Source organism: Roseateles sp. YR242 (assembly GCF_900109745.1).
Taxonomy (GTDB): domain Bacteria; phylum Pseudomonadota; class Gammaproteobacteria; order Burkholderiales; family Burkholderiaceae_C; genus Roseateles.
In genome coordinates this window covers 52,191-69,609 of record NZ_FOAV01000012.1, presented here as the reverse complement: position 1 = coordinate 69,609, position 17,419 = coordinate 52,191, and the positions used below count along the sequence as shown (strand labels likewise).

Annotated in this window: 17 protein-coding genes; 12 read left to right on the top strand and 5 right to left on the bottom strand. The window is 65.8% G+C overall.

Features of this window, described 5'->3' with window-relative positions:
- Positions 1–2: 2 nt before the first annotated feature.
- The gene (locus BMY53_RS19655; protein ID WP_092948191.1) at positions 3–1,106 is read right to left on the bottom strand and encodes a GNAT family N-acetyltransferase; all 1,104 of its coding nucleotides are present in this window, start codon (positions 1,104–1,106) and stop codon (positions 3–5) included.
- A 268-nt stretch (positions 1,107–1,374) separates the two neighbouring features.
- Between BMY53_RS19655 and BMY53_RS19650 the strand changes: the two genes are divergently transcribed.
- Positions 1,375–3,978 carry a penicillin acylase family protein gene (locus BMY53_RS19650; protein WP_255370294.1) on the top strand — a complete coding sequence of 868 codons (2,604 nt, stop codon included), beginning with the start codon at positions 1,375–1,377 and terminating at the stop codon, positions 3,976–3,978.
- On the opposite strand, the gene fhuF is transcribed toward BMY53_RS19650, so the two are convergent.
- Positions 3,953–4,723, bottom strand: a complete 771-nt coding sequence (gene fhuF / locus BMY53_RS19645; protein WP_092948190.1) for a siderophore-iron reductase FhuF — start codon at positions 4,721–4,723, stop codon at positions 3,953–3,955. The genes BMY53_RS19650 and fhuF overlap by 26 nt on opposite strands.
- Before the next feature lie 240 nt (positions 4,724–4,963).
- Here fhuF and BMY53_RS19640 point away from each other — a divergent pair, with 240 nt between their 5' ends.
- Positions 4,964–6,631 carry a cyclic peptide export ABC transporter gene (locus BMY53_RS19640; protein ID WP_092948267.1) on the top strand — a complete coding sequence of 556 codons (1,668 nt, stop codon included), beginning with the start codon at positions 4,964–4,966 and terminating at the stop codon, positions 6,629–6,631.
- A gap of 151 nt (positions 6,632–6,782) precedes the next feature.
- Complete coding sequence (locus tag BMY53_RS19635) at positions 6,783–7,616, top strand: glutaminyl-peptide cyclotransferase (RefSeq protein ID WP_092948266.1); 834 nt, start codon at positions 6,783–6,785, stop codon at positions 7,614–7,616.
- Positions 7,617–7,766: 150 nt separating this feature from the next.
- Here BMY53_RS19635 and BMY53_RS19630 read toward each other — a convergent pair whose 3' ends face one another.
- Complete coding sequence (locus BMY53_RS19630) at positions 7,767–8,261, bottom strand: hypothetical protein (protein WP_092948189.1); 495 nt, start codon at positions 8,259–8,261, stop codon at positions 7,767–7,769.
- 480 nt (positions 8,262–8,741) lie between these two features.
- Positions 8,742–9,038: a hypothetical protein gene (locus tag BMY53_RS25545; RefSeq protein WP_143074158.1), complete on the bottom strand. Its 297-nt coding sequence runs from the start codon at positions 9,036–9,038 to the stop codon at positions 8,742–8,744.
- Positions 9,039–9,054: 16 nt separating this feature from the next.
- Between BMY53_RS25545 and BMY53_RS19625 the strand changes: the two genes are divergently transcribed.
- From BMY53_RS19625 to BMY53_RS19615, 3 genes are all read left to right on the top strand, one after another.
- Positions 9,055–9,564, top strand: a complete 510-nt coding sequence (locus BMY53_RS19625; protein WP_177200969.1) for a helix-turn-helix domain-containing protein — start codon at positions 9,055–9,057, stop codon at positions 9,562–9,564.
- The gene (locus BMY53_RS19620; protein ID WP_092948187.1) at positions 9,561–9,947 is read left to right on the top strand and encodes a hypothetical protein; all 387 of its coding nucleotides are present in this window, start codon (positions 9,561–9,563) and stop codon (positions 9,945–9,947) included. The genes BMY53_RS19625 and BMY53_RS19620 overlap by 4 nt, the downstream gene beginning before the upstream one ends.
- Before the next feature lie 100 nt (positions 9,948–10,047).
- On the top strand, positions 10,048–11,310 hold the full coding sequence (locus BMY53_RS19615; RefSeq protein WP_092948186.1) for an MFS transporter: 1,263 nt from the start codon (positions 10,048–10,050) through the stop codon (positions 11,308–11,310).
- A 205-nt stretch (positions 11,311–11,515) separates the two neighbouring features.
- Here the strand turns inward: BMY53_RS19615 and BMY53_RS26015 are convergent, their stop codons facing one another.
- Positions 11,516–11,659, bottom strand: coding sequence for a hypothetical protein (locus BMY53_RS26015; RefSeq protein ID WP_177200968.1), 144 nt, complete (start codon positions 11,657–11,659; stop codon positions 11,516–11,518).
- Between BMY53_RS26015 and BMY53_RS26515 the strand changes: the two genes are divergently transcribed.
- The 6 genes from BMY53_RS26515 to BMY53_RS19585 all read left to right on the top strand — a co-directional run bounded on the left by BMY53_RS26515 (position 11,658) and on the right by BMY53_RS19585 (position 17,400).
- Positions 11,658–11,783 (top strand): hypothetical protein, encoded by a 126-nt coding sequence (locus BMY53_RS26515; RefSeq protein WP_255370293.1) that lies wholly within the window; start codon positions 11,658–11,660, stop codon positions 11,781–11,783. The genes BMY53_RS26015 and BMY53_RS26515 overlap by 2 nt on opposite strands.
- Before the next feature lie 725 nt (positions 11,784–12,508).
- Positions 12,509–13,282, top strand: a complete 774-nt coding sequence (locus tag BMY53_RS19605) for a YqcI/YcgG family protein (protein WP_092948184.1) — start codon at positions 12,509–12,511, stop codon at positions 13,280–13,282.
- 95 nt (positions 13,283–13,377) lie between these two features.
- Positions 13,378–14,193, top strand: a complete 816-nt coding sequence (locus BMY53_RS19600) for an arginase family protein (protein ID WP_092948183.1) — start codon at positions 13,378–13,380, stop codon at positions 14,191–14,193.
- A gap of 177 nt (positions 14,194–14,370) precedes the next feature.
- On the top strand, positions 14,371–15,399 hold the full coding sequence (cysK, locus tag BMY53_RS19595) for a cysteine synthase A (protein ID WP_092948182.1): 1,029 nt from the start codon (positions 14,371–14,373) through the stop codon (positions 15,397–15,399).
- Between the two features lie 33 nt (positions 15,400–15,432).
- On the top strand, positions 15,433–16,608 hold the full coding sequence (locus BMY53_RS19590) for a homoserine O-acetyltransferase MetX (protein WP_092948265.1): 1,176 nt from the start codon (positions 15,433–15,435) through the stop codon (positions 16,606–16,608).
- A gap of 9 nt (positions 16,609–16,617) precedes the next feature.
- Positions 16,618–17,400 carry an SDR family oxidoreductase gene (locus BMY53_RS19585; RefSeq protein WP_255370292.1) on the top strand — a complete coding sequence of 261 codons (783 nt, stop codon included), beginning with the start codon at positions 16,618–16,620 and terminating at the stop codon, positions 17,398–17,400.
- The last annotated feature ends 19 nt before the right edge of the window (positions 17,401–17,419 follow it).

The following is a 17,419-nucleotide window of genomic DNA, read 5'->3' as shown; positions in this document are numbered from 1 at the left end:
CATCACTCCAGTGGAGCCGGTGTGGCTGCGGTGAGGGGGGCGCTGGGGCTGGCGGGGGCGTCCACGCGCGGCCACCACAGGGCGTCGGTGAAATAACGTTCGCGCAGCAGCGAGACCAGCATGGCGCGCTTGTGTGGGAAGTCGAACTCCTTCACCTTGGCGTAGCCGGAGCGGTCCAGGTTGCGGATCTGCTGCACATGGTCCGCTCGGGGTTCGCCGATGGCGCGCTGCGTGCGTGGATCGTCCAGGAAGAGGTAGTGTGAGATGGCGGTGAGCCAGGCCGTGGCATAGGCCTTGCCCCGGAAGGCCGGCTCACCGATGAGCACATGCCAGCCGCGGTCGTAGTCGTCCACGTCATAGAACGGGGCGACGCGGTTTTCCTTGGCCCAGTAGACCTCGAAGTAACCGAAGGGCTCGCCGTCCAGGCTGGCGATCATGGAATGGATGTGGGGGTCCGCGGCCAGTTCGGCGAGGTAGCGGCGGTGCTTGTCCAGGTCGCCGTCCTCTTGCCAGACCTGGGCCACGGCGGGTTCATTCATCCAGCGGTGGATGCGCGCCAGGTCCACGGCCGGATCCACGGCGCGGAAGCTGAAGGTCTTGCCCAGCCAGGGCATGTAGCGCTGGTAGATCAGCCCTTGCGGCTTGGGTGCGCGCAGCGGGTGGCGGCGGCCCTGGGTGCTGAGGGCATATTGCAGCGGGATGGCGCCGGAGGCGCCGGGGCACCACAACGCCGGCAGTTGCCACAACATCTCGCGGCTGGCGCGTGTGCCGCGCTCATCGCGACGCAGGGCGCCCAGGCGGAAGAGGGCCTCGGGCCAGGGCGTGGCGCCAGCAAGCGTGCATTCGCGCAAGAACGGATGGAAGGTGAAGGTGGCCTCCAGGGCCGCCAGCACGTCCTTGACCGTCGGGGTGTCCGCGCCACGCCAAGTCAATTCCAGCCCCTGGGGGCCGGTGTTGAACTGCCAGCGTTGACGCGCGGTGGTGGCGGCGGCGCCCACCAGCAGCGTGTGGCCGTCGCGGAGCGCTTCATAGGCTTCGCCCTCAGGGTAACTGCGGACGGTAGAGGCCAGGCTCCAGTCCAGATCGGAAACCGCCGGGATAGACATAACAACTCCTTGTCGGAAAGAGCGTCGGGATGCTCATCCAGTGCCTGACGATCCAGATCGGTCCTTGTTCAATGCTGAACATCGCGCCGCCTGAATCGTCTGACCAGGGCGGGCCAGTGCGTCTCCACGGGCGGAGCGCCGTCCGCAGTGGTTGGTGGGGCCGGTCGCGGCCCATGCCCCAGCCCGGTGCGTTGTGGAGCCAAGGATCGGTATGACGATAAAAAGCGGCGGATGGGTCGGTAAACAGCCGGCCGGGCGATGGGGTGGGATGCTTCGGATTGCCATGGTGGCGACCGGGCTGGCGGGTGGCCTGGCCATTCAGATGCCGGCGCAGGCACGTGGACAGGAGGAGCAGGGCCAGGCCGCCGGCCAGGAACGTGCGCTGAAGGCCGCCCCTGGTGCGCAGAAGCTCAGGTCAGGCCCGCCGCTGCACGGGGTCGAGATTCGCCGCACCACGGATGGCATTCCTCATCTGCGTGCCCGCGGCTGGCGCGAACTGGGCGCCGGCATTGGCTACGTGCAGGCCGAGGACGCGCTGTGCACCCTGGCCGAAGCCTATGTGACCTATGAGGGGCGACGTTCCTGGTTCTTTGGTGCCGACGAGCGTCCCGCCCGGGAGTCCACCTTCGGCCGTGCCCGCAACCTGGACATGGACTTCTTCTTCCGTGGCTTCGCGGATGCGTCCGTCACCAGCCGTTACCGCGCCGAGCAACCCGCCGAACTCAATGCACTGGTGGCAGGTTTTGCTGCCGGCTACAACCGCTATCTGGCGGCTTTCCGCAAGGACAAATCGGCCCAGGCCCACCGCGCCTGCGCCAACGCCGAATGGGTGCGGGACATCACCCCGGACGATGTCTATCGCCGCATGTATGCCTCCCAGGTGGCGGCAGGCCTCACGCGCTTCATCAAGGAGATCGTGAACGCCAAGCCGGCGGGTGGGGTGGCGAAGCCGCAGGCGTCGATCGAAGGCCTGACACAGACGCTGGCACTGGCGCCGGCACAGAACCTTGCACAGACTGAAGCGAGCTTGCAGGCCCACCTGTCCCATCCCATTGGCGACGAGGCGGCCCTGGGCAGCAACATGCTGGCCTTCGGCCGCGAGGCGACCGGCGAAAACCAGGGTGTGTTGATCGGCAATCCCCACTGGTTCTGGGGCGGGCCCGACCGCTTCTACCAGATGCACCTCACCATTCCCGGCAAGCTCAATGTGGCGGGGGTGTCCTTTGTGGGCGTGCCGCTGGTCATGATCGGCTTCAATGACCAGGTGGCCTGGAGCCACACCGTCTCGGCAGCGCGGCGCTTCGGGTTGTTCCAGCTGGCGCTGGACCCGGCCGACCCCACCCGGGTGATGGTGGATGGAAAGCCCGAACCGCTGCAGGCCCGTGAAGTGACGGTGGAGGTGCGCGAAGGCGGTGAGACCCGACACTTCACGCGCACGCTCTATCGCAGCCGCTTCGGGCCGCTGGTGGACCTGGGCGGCTACAACCCCGCCTTTGGCTGGACCTCCACCACGGCGCTGGCCATCCGCGATGCCAATGAAGAGAACTTCCGGGCCTTCCGCAACTTCTTCTACTGGAATCAGGCGAAGTCGCTGGACGATTTCATGGCCATCCAGAAGCGTGAAGCGGCCTTGCCCTGGGTCACCACGGCGGCCATCGGCCGCGGGGATGGGCGGGTCTGGTTTGCCGACATCGGTGCCGTGCCCAATGTGGCAGATGATCTGCGCACCGCTTGCGCCACGCCGCTGGGCGCCGGCTTCGCCCGCATGGATGCCACCACCCCCTTCCTGGATGGCAGCCGCTCGGTCTGCGACTGGCGCCGTTCTCCGGATGCGGCCCAGGCCGGCCTGATGCCGGCGGCAGCCATGCCGGCCTTGCTGCGGCAGGACTATGTGGCCAACATGAATGACAGCTACTGGCTGACCAATGCGGCGGCGCCGCTGGAGGGCTACCCGACCGTGCTCGGCGGGGAACGCCAGGCGCTGTCGCTGCGGGGGCGTCTGGGGCACCAGATGGCGGCGGAATTGCTGAAGGCCCAGGCGGGTTCGGCAGCGGCGCTGAGCCGTGAACTGCGGCGCGCCGCGCTGACGCCGCGAGCCTATTCCGCCGAGCTGTTCAAGACGGAACTGCTGGACCAGGCTTGCGTGAAGCCGGTGGTGGAATGGCGCGTGCCGACGGCGCCGTCCGCGCCGGGCGCCAGCCAGACGGCGGGTCCATCGGTGAGTGAATCGGCGAGCGCACCGGCAGCCGAACCCGAGCAGCATCGCGTGGATGTGAGGGCCGCCTGTGACGTGTTGCGCCACTGGAACGGCCGGGCCGATGTGCAGGACCGTGGCGCGCTGCTGTGGGATGCCTTCTGGGACCGCCTGGATGCCGTGCCCGCCGCCGGGCTCTACCGCGTGCCGTTTTCCAGCGAGGCGCCGCTGCGCACGCCGGCCGCACCTGGGGGCGATGCGCCGGCGCGTGTGGCCCAGGCTCTGGCCGAGGCGGTGCAGGCGCTGGCCAGGCGCGGGCAGGCACTGGATGCGCCGCTGGGCAACTTCCGTGAGGTGGCCAGCGGAGGGCAGCGGCTGCCGATCTACGGCGGCTGCCATGCTGCTGGCTATTTCGTCGTGGCCTGCAACAGCGACGGCAGCGACCGCATGGGTCTCAACAGCTCCGGCAACAGCTACATGCAGGTGGTGACTTTCGGCGCCTCCGGTGTGCAGGCCTGGACCCTGCTGGCCATGGGCCAGGACGAATCGGCGCTGGTGGATGGCGCAGGCCTGGCGCCGGTGCAGCGTTATTCGCGCAAGGACTGGTTGCCGTTTCCCTTCCTGGAAAAGGACATTGCCCGGGACCCGGGTCTCAAGCGCTCGGCACTGTCGTTCTGAGTGTGGCGCGGTGTTGGGGCGCCAACGGGCAGGCGCCGCAATACGGCTGTTCCGGCAGCAGGTAGTAGAGACAGCAGTGGCTGTGCAGCGGCATCTCCCGTCCGTGGCCCCCCTGGGCGGTACGGCGGGGCAGGGCCTGCATGGGGTTGCACTGCGTCAGCGGCCATCCGCCACGTTCCAGCAGGTGTTCACGGTCCTGCTGGAGCAGGGGGGGCGGGCCGGGCAGATGTTCCTCCGCTTCTTCCAGGATGTCTCCCAGATAACGCGCGGCGTTGCTCCACAAGATCTTCTCCGCCACGCGGGTGTGATGGTGCAGGGCGCTGAACAGCGGTTGCAGATGCCCATGGAGAAGGGCGTGATAACGCTCAGCGGTGCTGCTGCCGGGCAGGGTGGCGCCCTCGGCCGTGATGTGGAAGCTCAGGGGCTTGCCCTGGTCGTCCAGCAGCAGGGCGATGTCGGACGCTGCCGTGGGGAAACGGTGCTGCAGCACCGTGGCTGCGGCCACCACTGGCGGCAGCAGGGTCCAGAGATAGTCCAGCGTCCAGGCGGAGGCGACGGCGCGCGGGTCTCGCTGGCCGGCGCCCCAGCGCCGCGCGTAACGGGTCAGCGTGTCCGCCATCGCCTCTGGCGAGCGCAGCCAGTCCGCCAGCCGCAAGGCCGACGCCGGCCATTGGGGTGCGCACTGCAAGGTCTCCCCATACGGCGCCCACTCGCCCTGGAAGATCGGTTCAAGCATCGGAATCATCAGCGGATCGGTAAACCTGGTGACGGTTGTGCTGCTGAGACGATGCGCAGGGGGCGTTTGTTCAGTCGCGTCGGCCCTTGCGCACCTCGGGCGCCCGTTGGCCCGGGGGCGTTGAACAAATCCTGGTGCTGGCTCGTCTGGCTGGGGTAGGGGCGCCGCAGGCGCAGCCCCCGGCAACGGACGAAGCTCCGGCGGCAAGCGCCCTGAGCGGGCGTCTGCATTTTGAGGATGGGTGGACCCGTGCTGGCTTATCTGATTCAACAGTCCCGTTACCTGCTCTGGGCCGCTGGCCTGGCCAGCGTGGTGGCCGGTGTCTGCAGCGTGCTGCTGGTGGCGCAGATCAACATGGCCCTGACCCATGACGGCGCCACCGCGCTGGCCGTGCTGGCCTGGCGTTTTGCAGCCGTGGCCCTGGGCGCCATGCTCAGCCAGATGCTGGCCTCCGTGCTGTTCGAGCGGCTGAGTCAGCGAGCGCATGCCGAATTGCGCCAGTTCATCTCGGCCCGTGCTTTGGCGGCGGATTTCCGCAAGATGGAGGAGTTGGGCGGGCCCCGCGTGTTATCCGCACTTTCCGAACACAGCGCGCGGGTGGCGGAGTTCTTTGTCAGCTTCCCCACCATCCTGGTGAACGCCATCATCGTGCTGGGCTGCATGGTCTACATGGCCTGGCTGTCCTGGACCGTCTTTGCCGCCGCCGTGGTGGTGATCGGGCTGGGGTCGGTGGGTTACCACCTGGCCCACCTGAAGGCCATCCGCCACCTGGATGTCGCTGCCAAGGAGCAGGACCGGCTGTTTGATCACTTCCGCTCCCTGGTGGAGGGGGCGAAGGAATTGCGCCTCAACGCGGCCAAGCGCGGTCGTTTTGCCGACCTGGTGCTGGGCCGTTCCATCGAGACCGTGCGGCGGGAGCGCGCCTTCGGCATGTCGGTGTTTGTGCTGTCAGCCTCCTGGGGCAACTTCCTGGTCTACGGCTTCATCGGCCTGGTGCTGTTCCTGCTCGTGGGGGACGTACCGGACCGCACCCGCGTCATGACCGGTTTTGCGCTCGTGTTCGTGTTCATGGTGGCGCCCCTGGAGACGCTGCTGATGTGCCTGCCCAAGGCCAATCTGGCGCGTGTTTCCGGCGCGCGCATCGACGAGATCACCCAGCAGCTCGAGCGCATCGAGTCCGAATCGCCGGTGGCGCCGGTCCATCGTTTTGACCGCGTCGAACTCTCCGGGGTGGGCCACCGATATTTCCACGAAGGCGCCAACGAGATGTTTGCCCTGGGTCCGGTCCATCTGGAATTCGTGCCCGGACAGATCACCTTCCTGGTGGGCGGAAACGGCAGCGGCAAGACCACGCTGGCCAAGCTGCTGGTGGGTTTGTACCGGCCTGATGGCGGCACCGTGCTGCTGGACGGCGAGGTGGTGAACGACACCAACCGCGATGCCTACCGCCAGTGCTTCAGCGCCATCTTCTCCGACTTCCATCTCTTCGAGCAGTTGCTGGACGGCGGCGCTTCCGACCTGGACGAACGCGGCAACCGCCTGCTGGAAAAACTGTTGCTGGACAGCAAGGTGCAGGTGAAGGACGGTGCCTTCACCACCCGTCAGCTTTCGCAGGGCCAGCGCAAGCGGCTGGCGCTGGTGGTGACCTATCTGGAGGACCGGCCCTTCCTGGTCTTTGATGAATGGGCGGCCGACCAGGATCCGGTGTTCAAGGAGGTCTTCTATCGTGAGCTGCTGCCCGAACTGCGGGCCCGTGGCAAATGCGTGTTGGTGATCTCCCACGACGACCGTTACTTCCCGCTGGCCGATCGCATCGTGCGCATGGAGGATGGGCAGGTGGTGGCGGTGGAACGGCCGGAGCCGATCACACAGGGCAGCGCGCCGGCCTTCAGGGCCGCACAGTCATTGCCGGTGTGAACGGGCGCGCACCAGCCCTGTGATCAGGCGCAGGCGCGGCCGCTTCTCGACCAGAGCCAGGCCTGGAATCGTGTAGATTCCGGGCCTGTGTTCATTGGAGCGGTGCATGGCGTTGCCGCCCCTGGCCAGGCGCCACCTTCCGGAATCTTTCATGCGCACATCTTCTGCCCTCGTGGCTCGCCGCCCCTTCGTGTCCTGGACGGGCAAGTGCTTGCTGGCGCTCTCTGCGCTGTCGCTGCACCTGCAGGCGCCGGCGGCTGATGCCGGCATTCCCGTCTACACCGTGAAGGTGGTGAAGGCCTATCCGCATGACCGGGGCGCCTTCACGGAGGGGCTGTTCTTCAAGGATGGGTTCCTCTTTGAAAGCACCGGGCTGAAGGGGCACTCCACCGTCCGCAAGGTGAATCTGGAGACCGGTGAGGTGGTGCTGGACACCAGCTTGCCGTCCGAGATCTTTGGTGAAGGTATCACCCACTGGGGCGACCGCATCATCGGCTTGACCTGGACCGATGGCATTGGGTATGTGCTGGACGGCGGCACCTTCAAGATGTGGCGCAAGTTCAGCTACAGCGGCGAGGGCTGGGGCATCACGCAGAATGGCCGCGAGCTCATCATGAGCGACGGCACGCCGGAGCTGCGCTTCATCGACCCGGTGTCCTTCAAGGAAACCCGCCGCGTGCGCGTGACGGCTGGTGGCAAGCCGGTGGAGAAGCTCAACGAACTGGAATGGGTGGACGGCGAGGTGCTGGCCAACATCTGGCAGACCGACCGCATTGCCCGCATCGACCCGGCCAGCGGCAAGGTCACCGGCTGGATCGACCTGACCGGGCTGATGCCGGAGCGTAACCCGCAGGCGCAAGGGGAAGACGTGCCCAACGGCATCGCCTATGACGCCAAGACCAAGCGCCTGTTCGTGACAGGCAAGCTGTGGCCCAAGCTGTTTGAAGTGCAGCTGGTGAAGGGCGGGCTGGGCCCGCGCCGATAAGTGCGCGAGAAACCCGCCTTGCAGGAGCGCCCTGGGAAACAGTGCCCTGAAACAGCGCCCTGAACAGGCGTCTAGGGCGTGTTGGAAGGGCGTGTTGGAAGGGCGCCTTGGAAGGGCGTCCCGGGCCTGCGCCCGGGAGACGGGTTAGCGTCAGTCCATTTGCTGGCGCAGCACCTGCGCCTTGTCGCGGTAGAACTTGGCCGAGGCCTTGTTGCCTTCCGCATCAAAACGGTCTGCCGCTTCGTTGGCGGCCTTGGCGGCTTCCTCGAAGGCGCTGATGGCGGGCCAACGCTCTTCCGTGGGGAGCAGCTTGCCCTTCTGAAAGTGGCCAGCGATGTAGCCCTGGTCGGGGGTGTCCACCACGCCCAGCAGCAGTTCCCCACCGGAGGCCCGGCCGAGGAACGTGCGCTTGACTGTCGTGCCCTGCAGTTCCTTCAGCAGGCCCAGGCCGTCGGCCTGGTCACCCACGCACGCGCCTTCCCAGCGCGTGGCATCTGCTATCCAACCTTCGGGCAAGGTCTGGACGCGGCAGGCGGCGAACGAGGTCTGGCTGGCGGCGGCCAGCAGCAGGGTACCCAGGGCGGCACGGATGGGGAAAGCGGCGCGAGCAGGCATGTGCTTCATGACGAAGGAGTTGGACTTCATGACCCCAGGATAGCCGTATGCGTACGTCAAAAAAGCCTCGCATGGTCTCCAACTGCAACTTGGTCTGCCCCGTACAACACCGTGGCGAGGCGCCCCCCGCATCGATGGGGCTGCTGTGCAGAAGTTGGCGGAAACAGCCGCTGCAACGATGTGGATGGATGGCGTTCCGGGTCGGCATGAGGCAGGCATGAGGTTGACATCTGGCGGGCATGAGGCGGACATGAGGCGAACACCCGCGCTCCGGCCCGACGGTGCCGGCCGCATTGTTCGTCGTAACTCCGCGGCCAAACGACCGAGCCATTCTTTGATCTGACGCCTGACTGCCTGCTGCCAGTCTGTCGAAAATGAGCGCCCCAGGAGCGCGCATGGCCTGCACTTGGTACGTCCAGGCTGAACCGCGGCCTGGCGTCATGTGAAACGAGGAAGCGTCCGATGGTCTCAAGGAAACTGACACCCAGACCCCCGTCTGTCGAAGCTCCCTCAGTCGATCCAACGCGGCATGTCCGATGGAACTATCACGAGCGAAATGACGAGCAGCGTGGGGTCATATCGGACTGGCGGAGTTCGGTCCAGGTGAGGGTTCGGGCCAAGATGGATCGCGCACTGGATCAACTGAGGCAGATGCCCAAGATGCACTGGCATAAGCCCGCGCCAGCGAGTCATATTGGAAATCACACATATGTGATACGCTTCACCGACCAGACCGGCATGCAGCTCCGGCTCTTCGGGCACTTTCACGATGCGCACGCTGCCTTCGTCATGACCTTCGTCGGTCACGAAAAAGATGACAAATATGTCCCTCCCAACTATCAAGAGTTGGCGCAAAGTTACCGAGCCCTCTGCTCGAACGACTTTCAGAACCGAACGCGGCCATACGGCAATCGCTGTGAAATTTGCGCGTATGCACCCGCTGGAGTCAGCCAGCACTGAAGAAGCCGCAGCTTCTTGCGCGCTCGTTGGGCGCCCGGAATGGAGAGAAAAGGATTACCGCGATGCGTACATGGAAGCCGCGGTTGATCAGGGGATCGCCTGGCAGATCAAAATCAATCGAGAGCGCCGTGGCTTATCTCAAAAGCAGCTCGCGTCAAAGCTCGGTACGCAGCAGTCGGCGATCTCTCGGCTTGAGGATCCCGACTACGGCTCGCACAGTCTCGAGAGCTTGAAGCAGGTAGCGAGTGCATTTGACTGCGCTTTGTTACTCAAGCTCGTTCCATTTTCTGTGCTTGCTGCAGAGAGCGAGAAGCTGTCCCCGGACGATCTGTTCGCGGCCCCGTTCGATCAAGAAGTACTGGAGTGCCCATGACCACGAAGCGAGAGCCTCCGCCTCCTGTGCTCTATGCGGACCAACCAGCCGAACTTGCGCTGGGTCCATTTGTCTCCCGCCTCACTTTGGGCGTTATCGAAAGCGACGCAGAATTTCCCGTCCCGGTTGTCTCGGTGGCCATGCCCACCTTGGCACTGCTGCAGATGGCCCAGGATATCGTGCGTCAGATCGAGAGCTCCTCTTTCACGAAGCGTACGGCCCGCATCCTGGCAGAGGCCGCCCAACGATTTGGCGAAAGTGACCTTCAGCGGAGCGGAATTCCTGCTGCGCAGGAAGTCAAAGCTCGGACAAGGACGGCGGCAGAAAAGCCGGCTGCGGCGCGACCACCGGTGGCGCGCAAGCGCGTGAAGGTGGCCGACTGACGCCACCCGCACCCTAGCGCGGCGTTGTTATCGCGCTCGCGCGAATGCGGGAGAATCCGCCACTTCCGACCGCTGGCGGTCCTTCCCGATTGAACCCCGAATGAACGACAAGCTTCCGAGCCGCACGACGGCGTGGTTGATCTGCGGCCTGGTGGCCGTTGCGCTATACGGCAACTACTACGTCTATGACTCGATCGGCCCGGTGGCCGATGCGCTGCAAAGCCAGCGCGGCTTCAGTGACACGCAGGTGGGCCTGCTCAACGCGATCTACAACCTGCCCAACGTGGTGCTGATCCTGCTCGGTGGTGTGCTGGTGGACCGCTGGGGCGCGGCGCGTGTGACCCTGGGCACAGCCGCCATCTGTCTGGCCGGCGCGGTGTTGACGGCGCTGAGCCCCAGCTTCGAAGGCATGGCCGCCGGGCGGCTGCTCTTTGGTATTGGCGCCGAGACCTTCAGCATCGCCACACTGGCGGTGCTGGCGCAATATTTCGCGGGTGGCCATGTGGCCTTCACCATGGGCCTGGCCCTGTCGCTCGGCCGTTTGGGCTCGTATTCCACCGACATGTCGCCCACCTGGTTCGCCCACGCCTATGCGCAGGGCTGGCAACCACCGCTGCTGATTGCGGCGGCCATGGCGGCGGTCTCCTTCGGCGCCTCCGTGCTGTACTGGTGGCTGGACCGCCGCACGGCTGCGTCCGTCAAGCATGCCGTGACGCCGCAGGCCCAACCCTTTGTGCTGCGAGACATGCTTCACTTCGGCAAGGCCTACTGGTACCTGCTTATCCTGTGTGTGCTTTGGTACTCGGTGATCCTGGCCTTCCGCAGCACCTTCTCGATCAAGTACTTCCAGCATGTGCATGGGCTGGGCCTGGCATCTGCCGGCGAGATGAACAGCTATGTGTTCCTCGCGGCGGTGTTTGCCACGCCGGCCTTCGGCTGGCTGTGTGACCGTGTGGGCCGTTATGCCCCGTTCCTCGCCTTCGGTGCGGTGCTGCTGCCGATTTCGCTGGCCGTGATGGCGCTGACCACCTCCAGCCTGTGGGTCTCCACGGCGCTGATCGGCGTCAGCTTCTCGCTCGTGCCGGCGGTGATGTGGCCGCTGGCCAGCAAGGTGGTCTCTCCGGCACGCTTCGGTAGCGCCATCGGCCTGATGTGGGTGGTGCAAAACGCCGGCATTGGCGGCGCCAACCTCGTGGCAGGCTGGCTGAATGACCGCGCCGGTGCCGGCGCCCAGAACCCGGGCGGCTACGACGCGATGATGTGGTTCTTCGGCATCTCCAGTGTGGTGGGCGCCGTGTTCTCGCTGGTGCTGTGGGCCACGGCAGGCCGCAAGGACCAGGAACGCGCCACGCATCAACGCTAGGGAACCTCTGCCTGACTCCCGCGAGCCGAGGAGGCCCTGATGCGGGAAGGGGCGCAAGGCGCAAACCTCAGCCATAGCGGCGCTATGGCGAGGATTTGCAACGCCGCGGACCGCCCGAAGCGGGGTCACCTCGGCCGCGAGGAGTGAAGCAGAGGCACCCTGGATGCAAATGGGGCCTGGCGGGGCAGTGTCTTTCGCGCCCCGGTCACACCCCGGCGCTGCCGCCGGCCATCACTCGCCACAGCGCCGAAGAGGCGGACAAGGAGCTGCGGCCATAGCCGCTGCGCAAGGCGGGACCGACGTTCCGCAGAGCTGCACACAGGCGTGAGAACAAGGACAGGGCGATCATGAACTTCTCCTTGAGTCGCCTCGGCGGCGTGATTGCCGCGTTGGCATGGTTCATAGCCTGCGCCGGTGATGGTCACGTTGCTTTGCCATCGATCAATGACGTCAGGGTTTACCCACGTTTCTGATCCTCAGGCTGCGATTCGTCAACGCCTAACTTGATGAGACGCCACCGCCCGGTGGTAGTCGCGCAACTTCCAATTCACTGATCCAGACTTGCGCCAGCCTTCCAGGCCGCGCCGGTCTGGCGTCGCTCATCTCCGGTCTTCGCCTTGCCGCGCGCCTTGCGCCACGCACGCGTTGCCGGATGCGCAGTGGCCGATCGGCGTGCGCAAGCCCACACCTACGCCCACGCTCACGCTCACGCTCACCTCGGAGGCGCCCCCTTGCCGCGCATGGCTGAGCCCCCCGCAAGCCTCGAGATCAACGTTCCCTTGCCTGCTCCACCTGCCGATCAGCGCTCCGACGGCTGCGCTTTGCCACGCCCCCATGGCGGTCCCTCGAATATGTATTTGTCAGCCTTATTTATTTCAGCTGAATGCACGGTTTTAAATGTCGGGGGCTTTTTGAATATCGATAGAACTGTTTCTGCAAAGAGTGGGAACGGAGGGGATTAATTCGTCTCAACTGTACCTTCTGTAGTTATCTCGGGCTGGTTATCCTGCAGTCATTGCAATGTCGGATTGCGATGCGGAACGAGTTCGTGAAACCAGAACATATTGGTGCCTGAATTCAGGGGTATGGCTTTCCGCTCACGGGCCCCGACTTTTGCATCTTCCTTCGCATTCCCGTCCTCCGGCCCCGCTGGTGCCGGGTGTGGCCACGCCGTGGCCGTCTTCTGGAAATGGCACAGATGTACAGGTTTTCTTCAGCGCTCGTGGCGCAAGGTGAAATATGCGGTGAAGCCCCGCAATGGTGCTTTCATATATTGCGGGATCTGGAATCCAGGCTGGCGGGGGACTCAGTATTTCCGTGCGTCTTCTCGAAGAATGCCTTCAAGAAGAAGTTGCTTCGATTTGTTTTCGTTGAAACCTTTGATCCACAGGGTATTCACCACCTGGCGGACGGGCTGAAGCAATATGTCGAGTTGTCTCGTCAATGGGATGGAACCCTGGACACGGCATATCCGCTGGTGGTGGCCTTTTCCCAATCTGTCATTCGGGCCGATTCCGTTGCGGCGTATCACGCCTTTGGCTGGCAAGTGCTGCAGACCCTGCACGACATCGATCCGGCGCCGTGGCCAGACGACGTGGGCCAAGACCCCGACGCGGCCGACTGGTCCATGTGCTTCAACGGTATGCCCCTGTTCTGCAACATGAGCAACCCGGCCCACCAGGGGCGCAGAAGCAGGAACCTGGGCGATCACTTCATCCTGGTCATCAACCCACGTGAGCGCTTTGACGCCTTTGCGGGTGACACGCCGAGCGGGCGCAAGGTGCGCGCGCAAATCCGGCAACGCGTCGAGCGCTATGACGGCCAAGCGCATGCGCCGCAGCTCGGGTTCTTCGGCACCGGCGGCAGCGAGTGGTGGCAATACGGCCTGCTCGACGACAACCGTGAGCGCTTCGACCAATGCCCCTTCCTTGTTCGCATGGCACGAGCCGCTTCCACCACCAGTGATGGATGACGCGCTGGCGCCGCCAACCGGCTGCCGTTGTGGCCTCGGATGGCCATGGCCACCGAAGTCTTCTCTCATCGCCCTTTCACCAGGACCTTCCACTCATGATTGAACTCATCGTTTCCCAGGGCCGCGTGGCCGACCGTGCACCGCGAATGATCGAGGGTGCTGCGCGCACGGCGCAGGCCCTGAGCCAACGTTACGGCGTGAACACCCGCACGGTGGGCACGCCGTCACCCCATGCGCATGACGACTGGCGGGTGAGCCTGCCGCAAGCCAAGCCCACGCTGGACGCACTGCGTGGCGCCATCGAGCACAGCCTCCATCTCGGGCCCCTGACCGTGCTGCTGTCCAACACCTGCTCTGCGAGCCTGGCGAGCCTGCCGGTGGTGGCGCGTGAACATCCGGACGCCGTGGTGCTGTGGATCGACGCGCATGGCGACTTCAACACGCCGGAGACCACCGGCTCAGGCTACCTGGGCGGCATGGTTCTGGCGGGGGTCTGCGGCCTCTGGGACAGCGGCCACGGCGCGGGCCTGCGGCCGCAGCAGGTGGTGCTGGTGGGCGCGAGGGACATCGATGGTGCGGAGCGTGATCTGCTGGCTGCTGCGGGCGTGCGCATCATCCCGCCGGCCCGCACCACACCCGAGGCGGTGTTGGCGGCCATTGGTGACGCGCCGGTCTGGGTGCACATCGACTGGGACGTGCTGGAGCCTGGCCATCTGCCTGCCGATTACACCGTTCCCCACGGGCTGCTGCCGAGCCAGATCCGCGCCTTGTTCGAGTCGATCCCGGCCGGTCAGATCCGAGGCCTCGAATTGGCGGAGTTCAACGCGTCCGAGGATGAGGCGGTCAATGCCCAGGCGCTGGCGGTGATCCTCGACATCGTGTCGCCGTTGTTCAACCAACTCGCCGCCTAGCGCTGCAATCTGGACACGCCACCTGGACTCGCCGCCTTCTCCCCGCCGCCTTCTCCCCGCAGCCTTCTCCCCGCAGCCTTCGCCCCACGGCCATCGCCCAAGCGCTCACGGCCCATATCCATCACCACTACCGACCCCATCGACCTTCTTCCATTCATCCACCACAGGGACCTCACCATGCCGCTCTACAACAGCATCCTCGACACCATCGGCCGCACCCCCATCGTCAAGCTGCATCGTGTGGCGCCGCCACATGTGAGCCTGTACGTGAAGGTCGAATCCTTCAACCCCGGTGGCTCCGTCAAGGACCGGCTGGCGCTCTCCGTCGTGCTGGACGCCGAGTCCAAGGGCCTGCTTCAACCGGGGGACACGATCTGCGAGTGCACGTCGGGCAACGTGGGCATTGCGTTGGCCATGGTCGCTGCGGCGCGTGGCTACAAGTTCGTGGCCGTGATGTCGGACTCGTATTCCATTGAACGCCGCAAGCTCATCCGGGCCTATGGTGGCAAGGTGCTGCTGTTCCCGGCCGCATTGGGCAGCAGTGGCGGCAACCAGCTCGCCGACGAGCTGGCCGATCAGCATGGCTGGTTCCGCGCCCGGCAGTTCGACAATCCCGCGAACCCGGCCTATCACCGTGAGACCACTGCCACCGAGATCCTCAGTGACTTCGCGGGCAAGCGCCTGGACTACTTCGTCACCGGCTTTGGCACGACCGGCACGCTCACCGGCGTGGGCCAGATGCTCAAGCTGGCGCGGCCACGGGTGCGGGTGGTGGCGGCGGAGCCTGCCAACGCGGCGGTGCTGGCGGGGCAGCCATGGAACGTTCACCAGATTCAGGGCTGGGCGCCCAACTTCGTGCCCAGCGTGCTGGACCCGAGCGTCATCGATGAGCTGCGGCCCGTGGACGAGGTGCTGGGGCGTGACACCTCCCGCCGGCTGGCCGCCGAAGAGGGCATCTTCGTGGGCATCTCTGCGGGCGCCACCGTGGCCACTGCGCTGGAAGTGGCTCGCGAAGCACCGGAAGGCACGGTGCTGCTGGCGATGCTGCCGGACACGGGCGAGCGTTACCTCTCCACCTTCTTGTTGGAGGGCGTGAGCGAGGGCTCTGATGACGAGTGGCTGGCCGGGCTGGCCCCGCAGCGGCCGACAAAATCGGGCCATGAACCCGGCACGTCGGCCGTCCCCGGCATCTCCCAGCCCGCCTGAATGTCCTCGCCCGCCTTCGACAGGAGCATCTACATGTTGGAGTTCATCCCTCGCGCCACACGTTTTGTGGCGCTGCCCGACGGCTTCACGATGAAGCGCGGTGGCCGGCTGACCGGCGCCCGCATCGCCTATGAGACCCTGGGCCGGCTGAATGCGGCCCGCAGCAACGCGGTGCTGATACTCACCGGTCTCTCGCCGGACGCCCATGTCAGCGCTCATGCCGACGATCCGGCGCCGGGCTGGTGGGAGGCCATGGTGGGCCCGGGGCGGCCGATCGACACGGACCGCTGGTACGTGGTGTGCGTCAACTCCCTGGGCAGTTGCAAAGGCTCGACGGGGCCCGCGTCGATCAACCCCGCCACCGGTTTTCCCTACGGGCCGGACTTCCCGGCCCTGTCGGTGGAGGACATCGCGGACGCGGCTGCCCATACGGTGCGCGCACTCGGCATCACCGAGCTGGCGGCGGTGGTGGGGGCGTCCATGGGCGCCATGACCTCGCTGGCCCTGGTGGGCCGCCATCCCGGCCTGGCACGTCATCTGGTCAACCTCTCCGGGGCGGTGCATGCGCAGGCCTTTGCCATTGCCGTCCGCGCCTTGCAGCGCGAGGCCATCCAGGCCGATCCGGACTGGCAGCAGGGGCGTTACGACGCCCGGTGCTTCCCCCTCAAGGGCATGCTCGCGGCCCGCAAGCTGGGGCTGATCACCTATCGGTCCGCCACGGAATGGAATGAGCGGTTCGGCCGGGACAGACTGGACGCCGCCTACACGGGCACCAGTGCGGCAGGGACCGATCAGTTGGACATGAACTTCGCGGTGGAGGGCTACCTGGCCTGCCATGCGCATCGCTTCGTACGAGGGTTTGATCCCAATGCCTATCTGTATCTCAGCCGCGCCATTGACGGGTTCGACCTGGGGGACCAGGCCGGTGGCGATGCCGACGCCGCGCTGGCGCAATTGCGCCTGCACAGTGCCCTGGTGATCGGTGTGGACAGCGACATCCTGTTTCCGCTGGCGCAGCAGCGTCAGATCGCAAACGGACTGGGTGAGGGCGGCACCCGTGTCACTTTCCTGGCGCTGGCGTCGGCGGCAGGGCACGACGCCTTCCTGGTCGACCATGCGCGCTTTGGGCCGCCTATCGCGGCGTTCCTGGCCGCGATCCCATTGGCACGGCCTGACGCCGCTGCGGCACTGTCCCTCTCCCTCGCTTGAGGATTCTTCATGCCCACCCCAAATTCCACTCCCTCGCCCATGCCCACGCCCACGCCAACACCAAAACTCGCGCTTGTGACGGGCGCCAATCGTGGCATCGGTCTTGAAATCGCCCGCCAGTTGGCGGGGCAAGGCGTCCGTGTGCTGCTCAGCGGCCGCCGCAGCGCGGCGGCCACCGAGGCCGCCCGGGTGCTGGCCAGCGAAGGCCTGGACGTCGAGGCGCTGGTGCTGGACGTGACCAGCCCCCGCAGCATCGCTGCCGCCGTGCAAGGCGTGGGCCATCGCTACGGCCGGCTGGACATCCTGGTGAACAACGCCGCCATCCGCATCGAGCAATACGGCCGCCACCCGTCCGAGCAGCCCCTGGAGCAATGGCGCCAGACCTTCGACACCAACCTCTTTGGCGTGGTGGCCGTGACGCAGGCCTTCCTGCCGCTGCTGCGGCAGGCGCCGTCGGCACGCATTGTCAACGTCTCCAGCCTGCTGGCCTCGTTGGGCACACACAGCGACCCGGGCTCCTACGCCTACAGCGCGATGTTCAAGTCGCTGCCGGCCTATAGCGCCTCCAAGAGCGCCATCAATTCATGGACGGTCCACCTGGCCTATGAACTGCGCGACACGCCGATCAAGGTCAATGCCGTCCATCCCGGTTATACAAAGACCGACATGAACGACGGCGCGGGGGAACTGGAGCCACCGCAGGGCGCGCAGACGAGCGTGCGCATGGCGCTGCTGGACAGCGACGGCCCTACCGGCCAATACATGCACCTGGGCCGCCAGATCCCATGGTGACGCCGCGGCGGCCCCATGG

Coding starts and splice junctions, on each gene's coding strand:
- BMY53_RS19585 (WP_255370292.1), top strand. CDS start 16,618: ATGCCCACCCCAAATTCCACTCCCTCGCCCATGCCCACGCCCACGCCA.
- BMY53_RS19600 (WP_092948183.1), top strand. CDS start 13,378: ATGATTGAACTCATCGTTTCCCAGGGCCGCGTGGCCGACCGTGCACCG.
- BMY53_RS19630 (WP_092948189.1), bottom strand. CDS start 8,261: ATGAAGTCCAACTCCTTCGTCATGAAGCACATGCCTGCTCGCGCCGCT.
- BMY53_RS26015 (WP_177200968.1), bottom strand. CDS start 11,659: ATGATCGCCCTGTCCTTGTTCTCACGCCTGTGTGCAGCTCTGCGGAAC.
- BMY53_RS19635 (WP_092948266.1), top strand. CDS start 6,783: ATGCGCACATCTTCTGCCCTCGTGGCTCGCCGCCCCTTCGTGTCCTGG.
- BMY53_RS19650 (WP_255370294.1), top strand. CDS start 1,375: ATGCTTCGGATTGCCATGGTGGCGACCGGGCTGGCGGGTGGCCTGGCC.
- BMY53_RS26515 (WP_255370293.1), top strand. CDS start 11,658: ATGAACTTCTCCTTGAGTCGCCTCGGCGGCGTGATTGCCGCGTTGGCA.
- BMY53_RS19655 (WP_092948191.1), bottom strand. CDS start 1,106: ATGTCTATCCCGGCGGTTTCCGATCTGGACTGGAGCCTGGCCTCTACC.
- cysK (WP_092948182.1), top strand. CDS start 14,371: ATGCCGCTCTACAACAGCATCCTCGACACCATCGGCCGCACCCCCATC.
- BMY53_RS19625 (WP_177200969.1), top strand. CDS start 9,055: ATGTCCCTCCCAACTATCAAGAGTTGGCGCAAAGTTACCGAGCCCTCT.
- fhuF (WP_092948190.1), bottom strand. CDS start 4,723: ATGATTCCGATGCTTGAACCGATCTTCCAGGGCGAGTGGGCGCCGTAT.
- BMY53_RS19620 (WP_092948187.1), top strand. CDS start 9,561: ATGACCACGAAGCGAGAGCCTCCGCCTCCTGTGCTCTATGCGGACCAA.
- BMY53_RS19605 (WP_092948184.1), top strand. CDS start 12,509: ATGTACAGGTTTTCTTCAGCGCTCGTGGCGCAAGGTGAAATATGCGGT.
- BMY53_RS19615 (WP_092948186.1), top strand. CDS start 10,048: ATGAACGACAAGCTTCCGAGCCGCACGACGGCGTGGTTGATCTGCGGC.
- BMY53_RS19590 (WP_092948265.1), top strand. CDS start 15,433: ATGTTGGAGTTCATCCCTCGCGCCACACGTTTTGTGGCGCTGCCCGAC.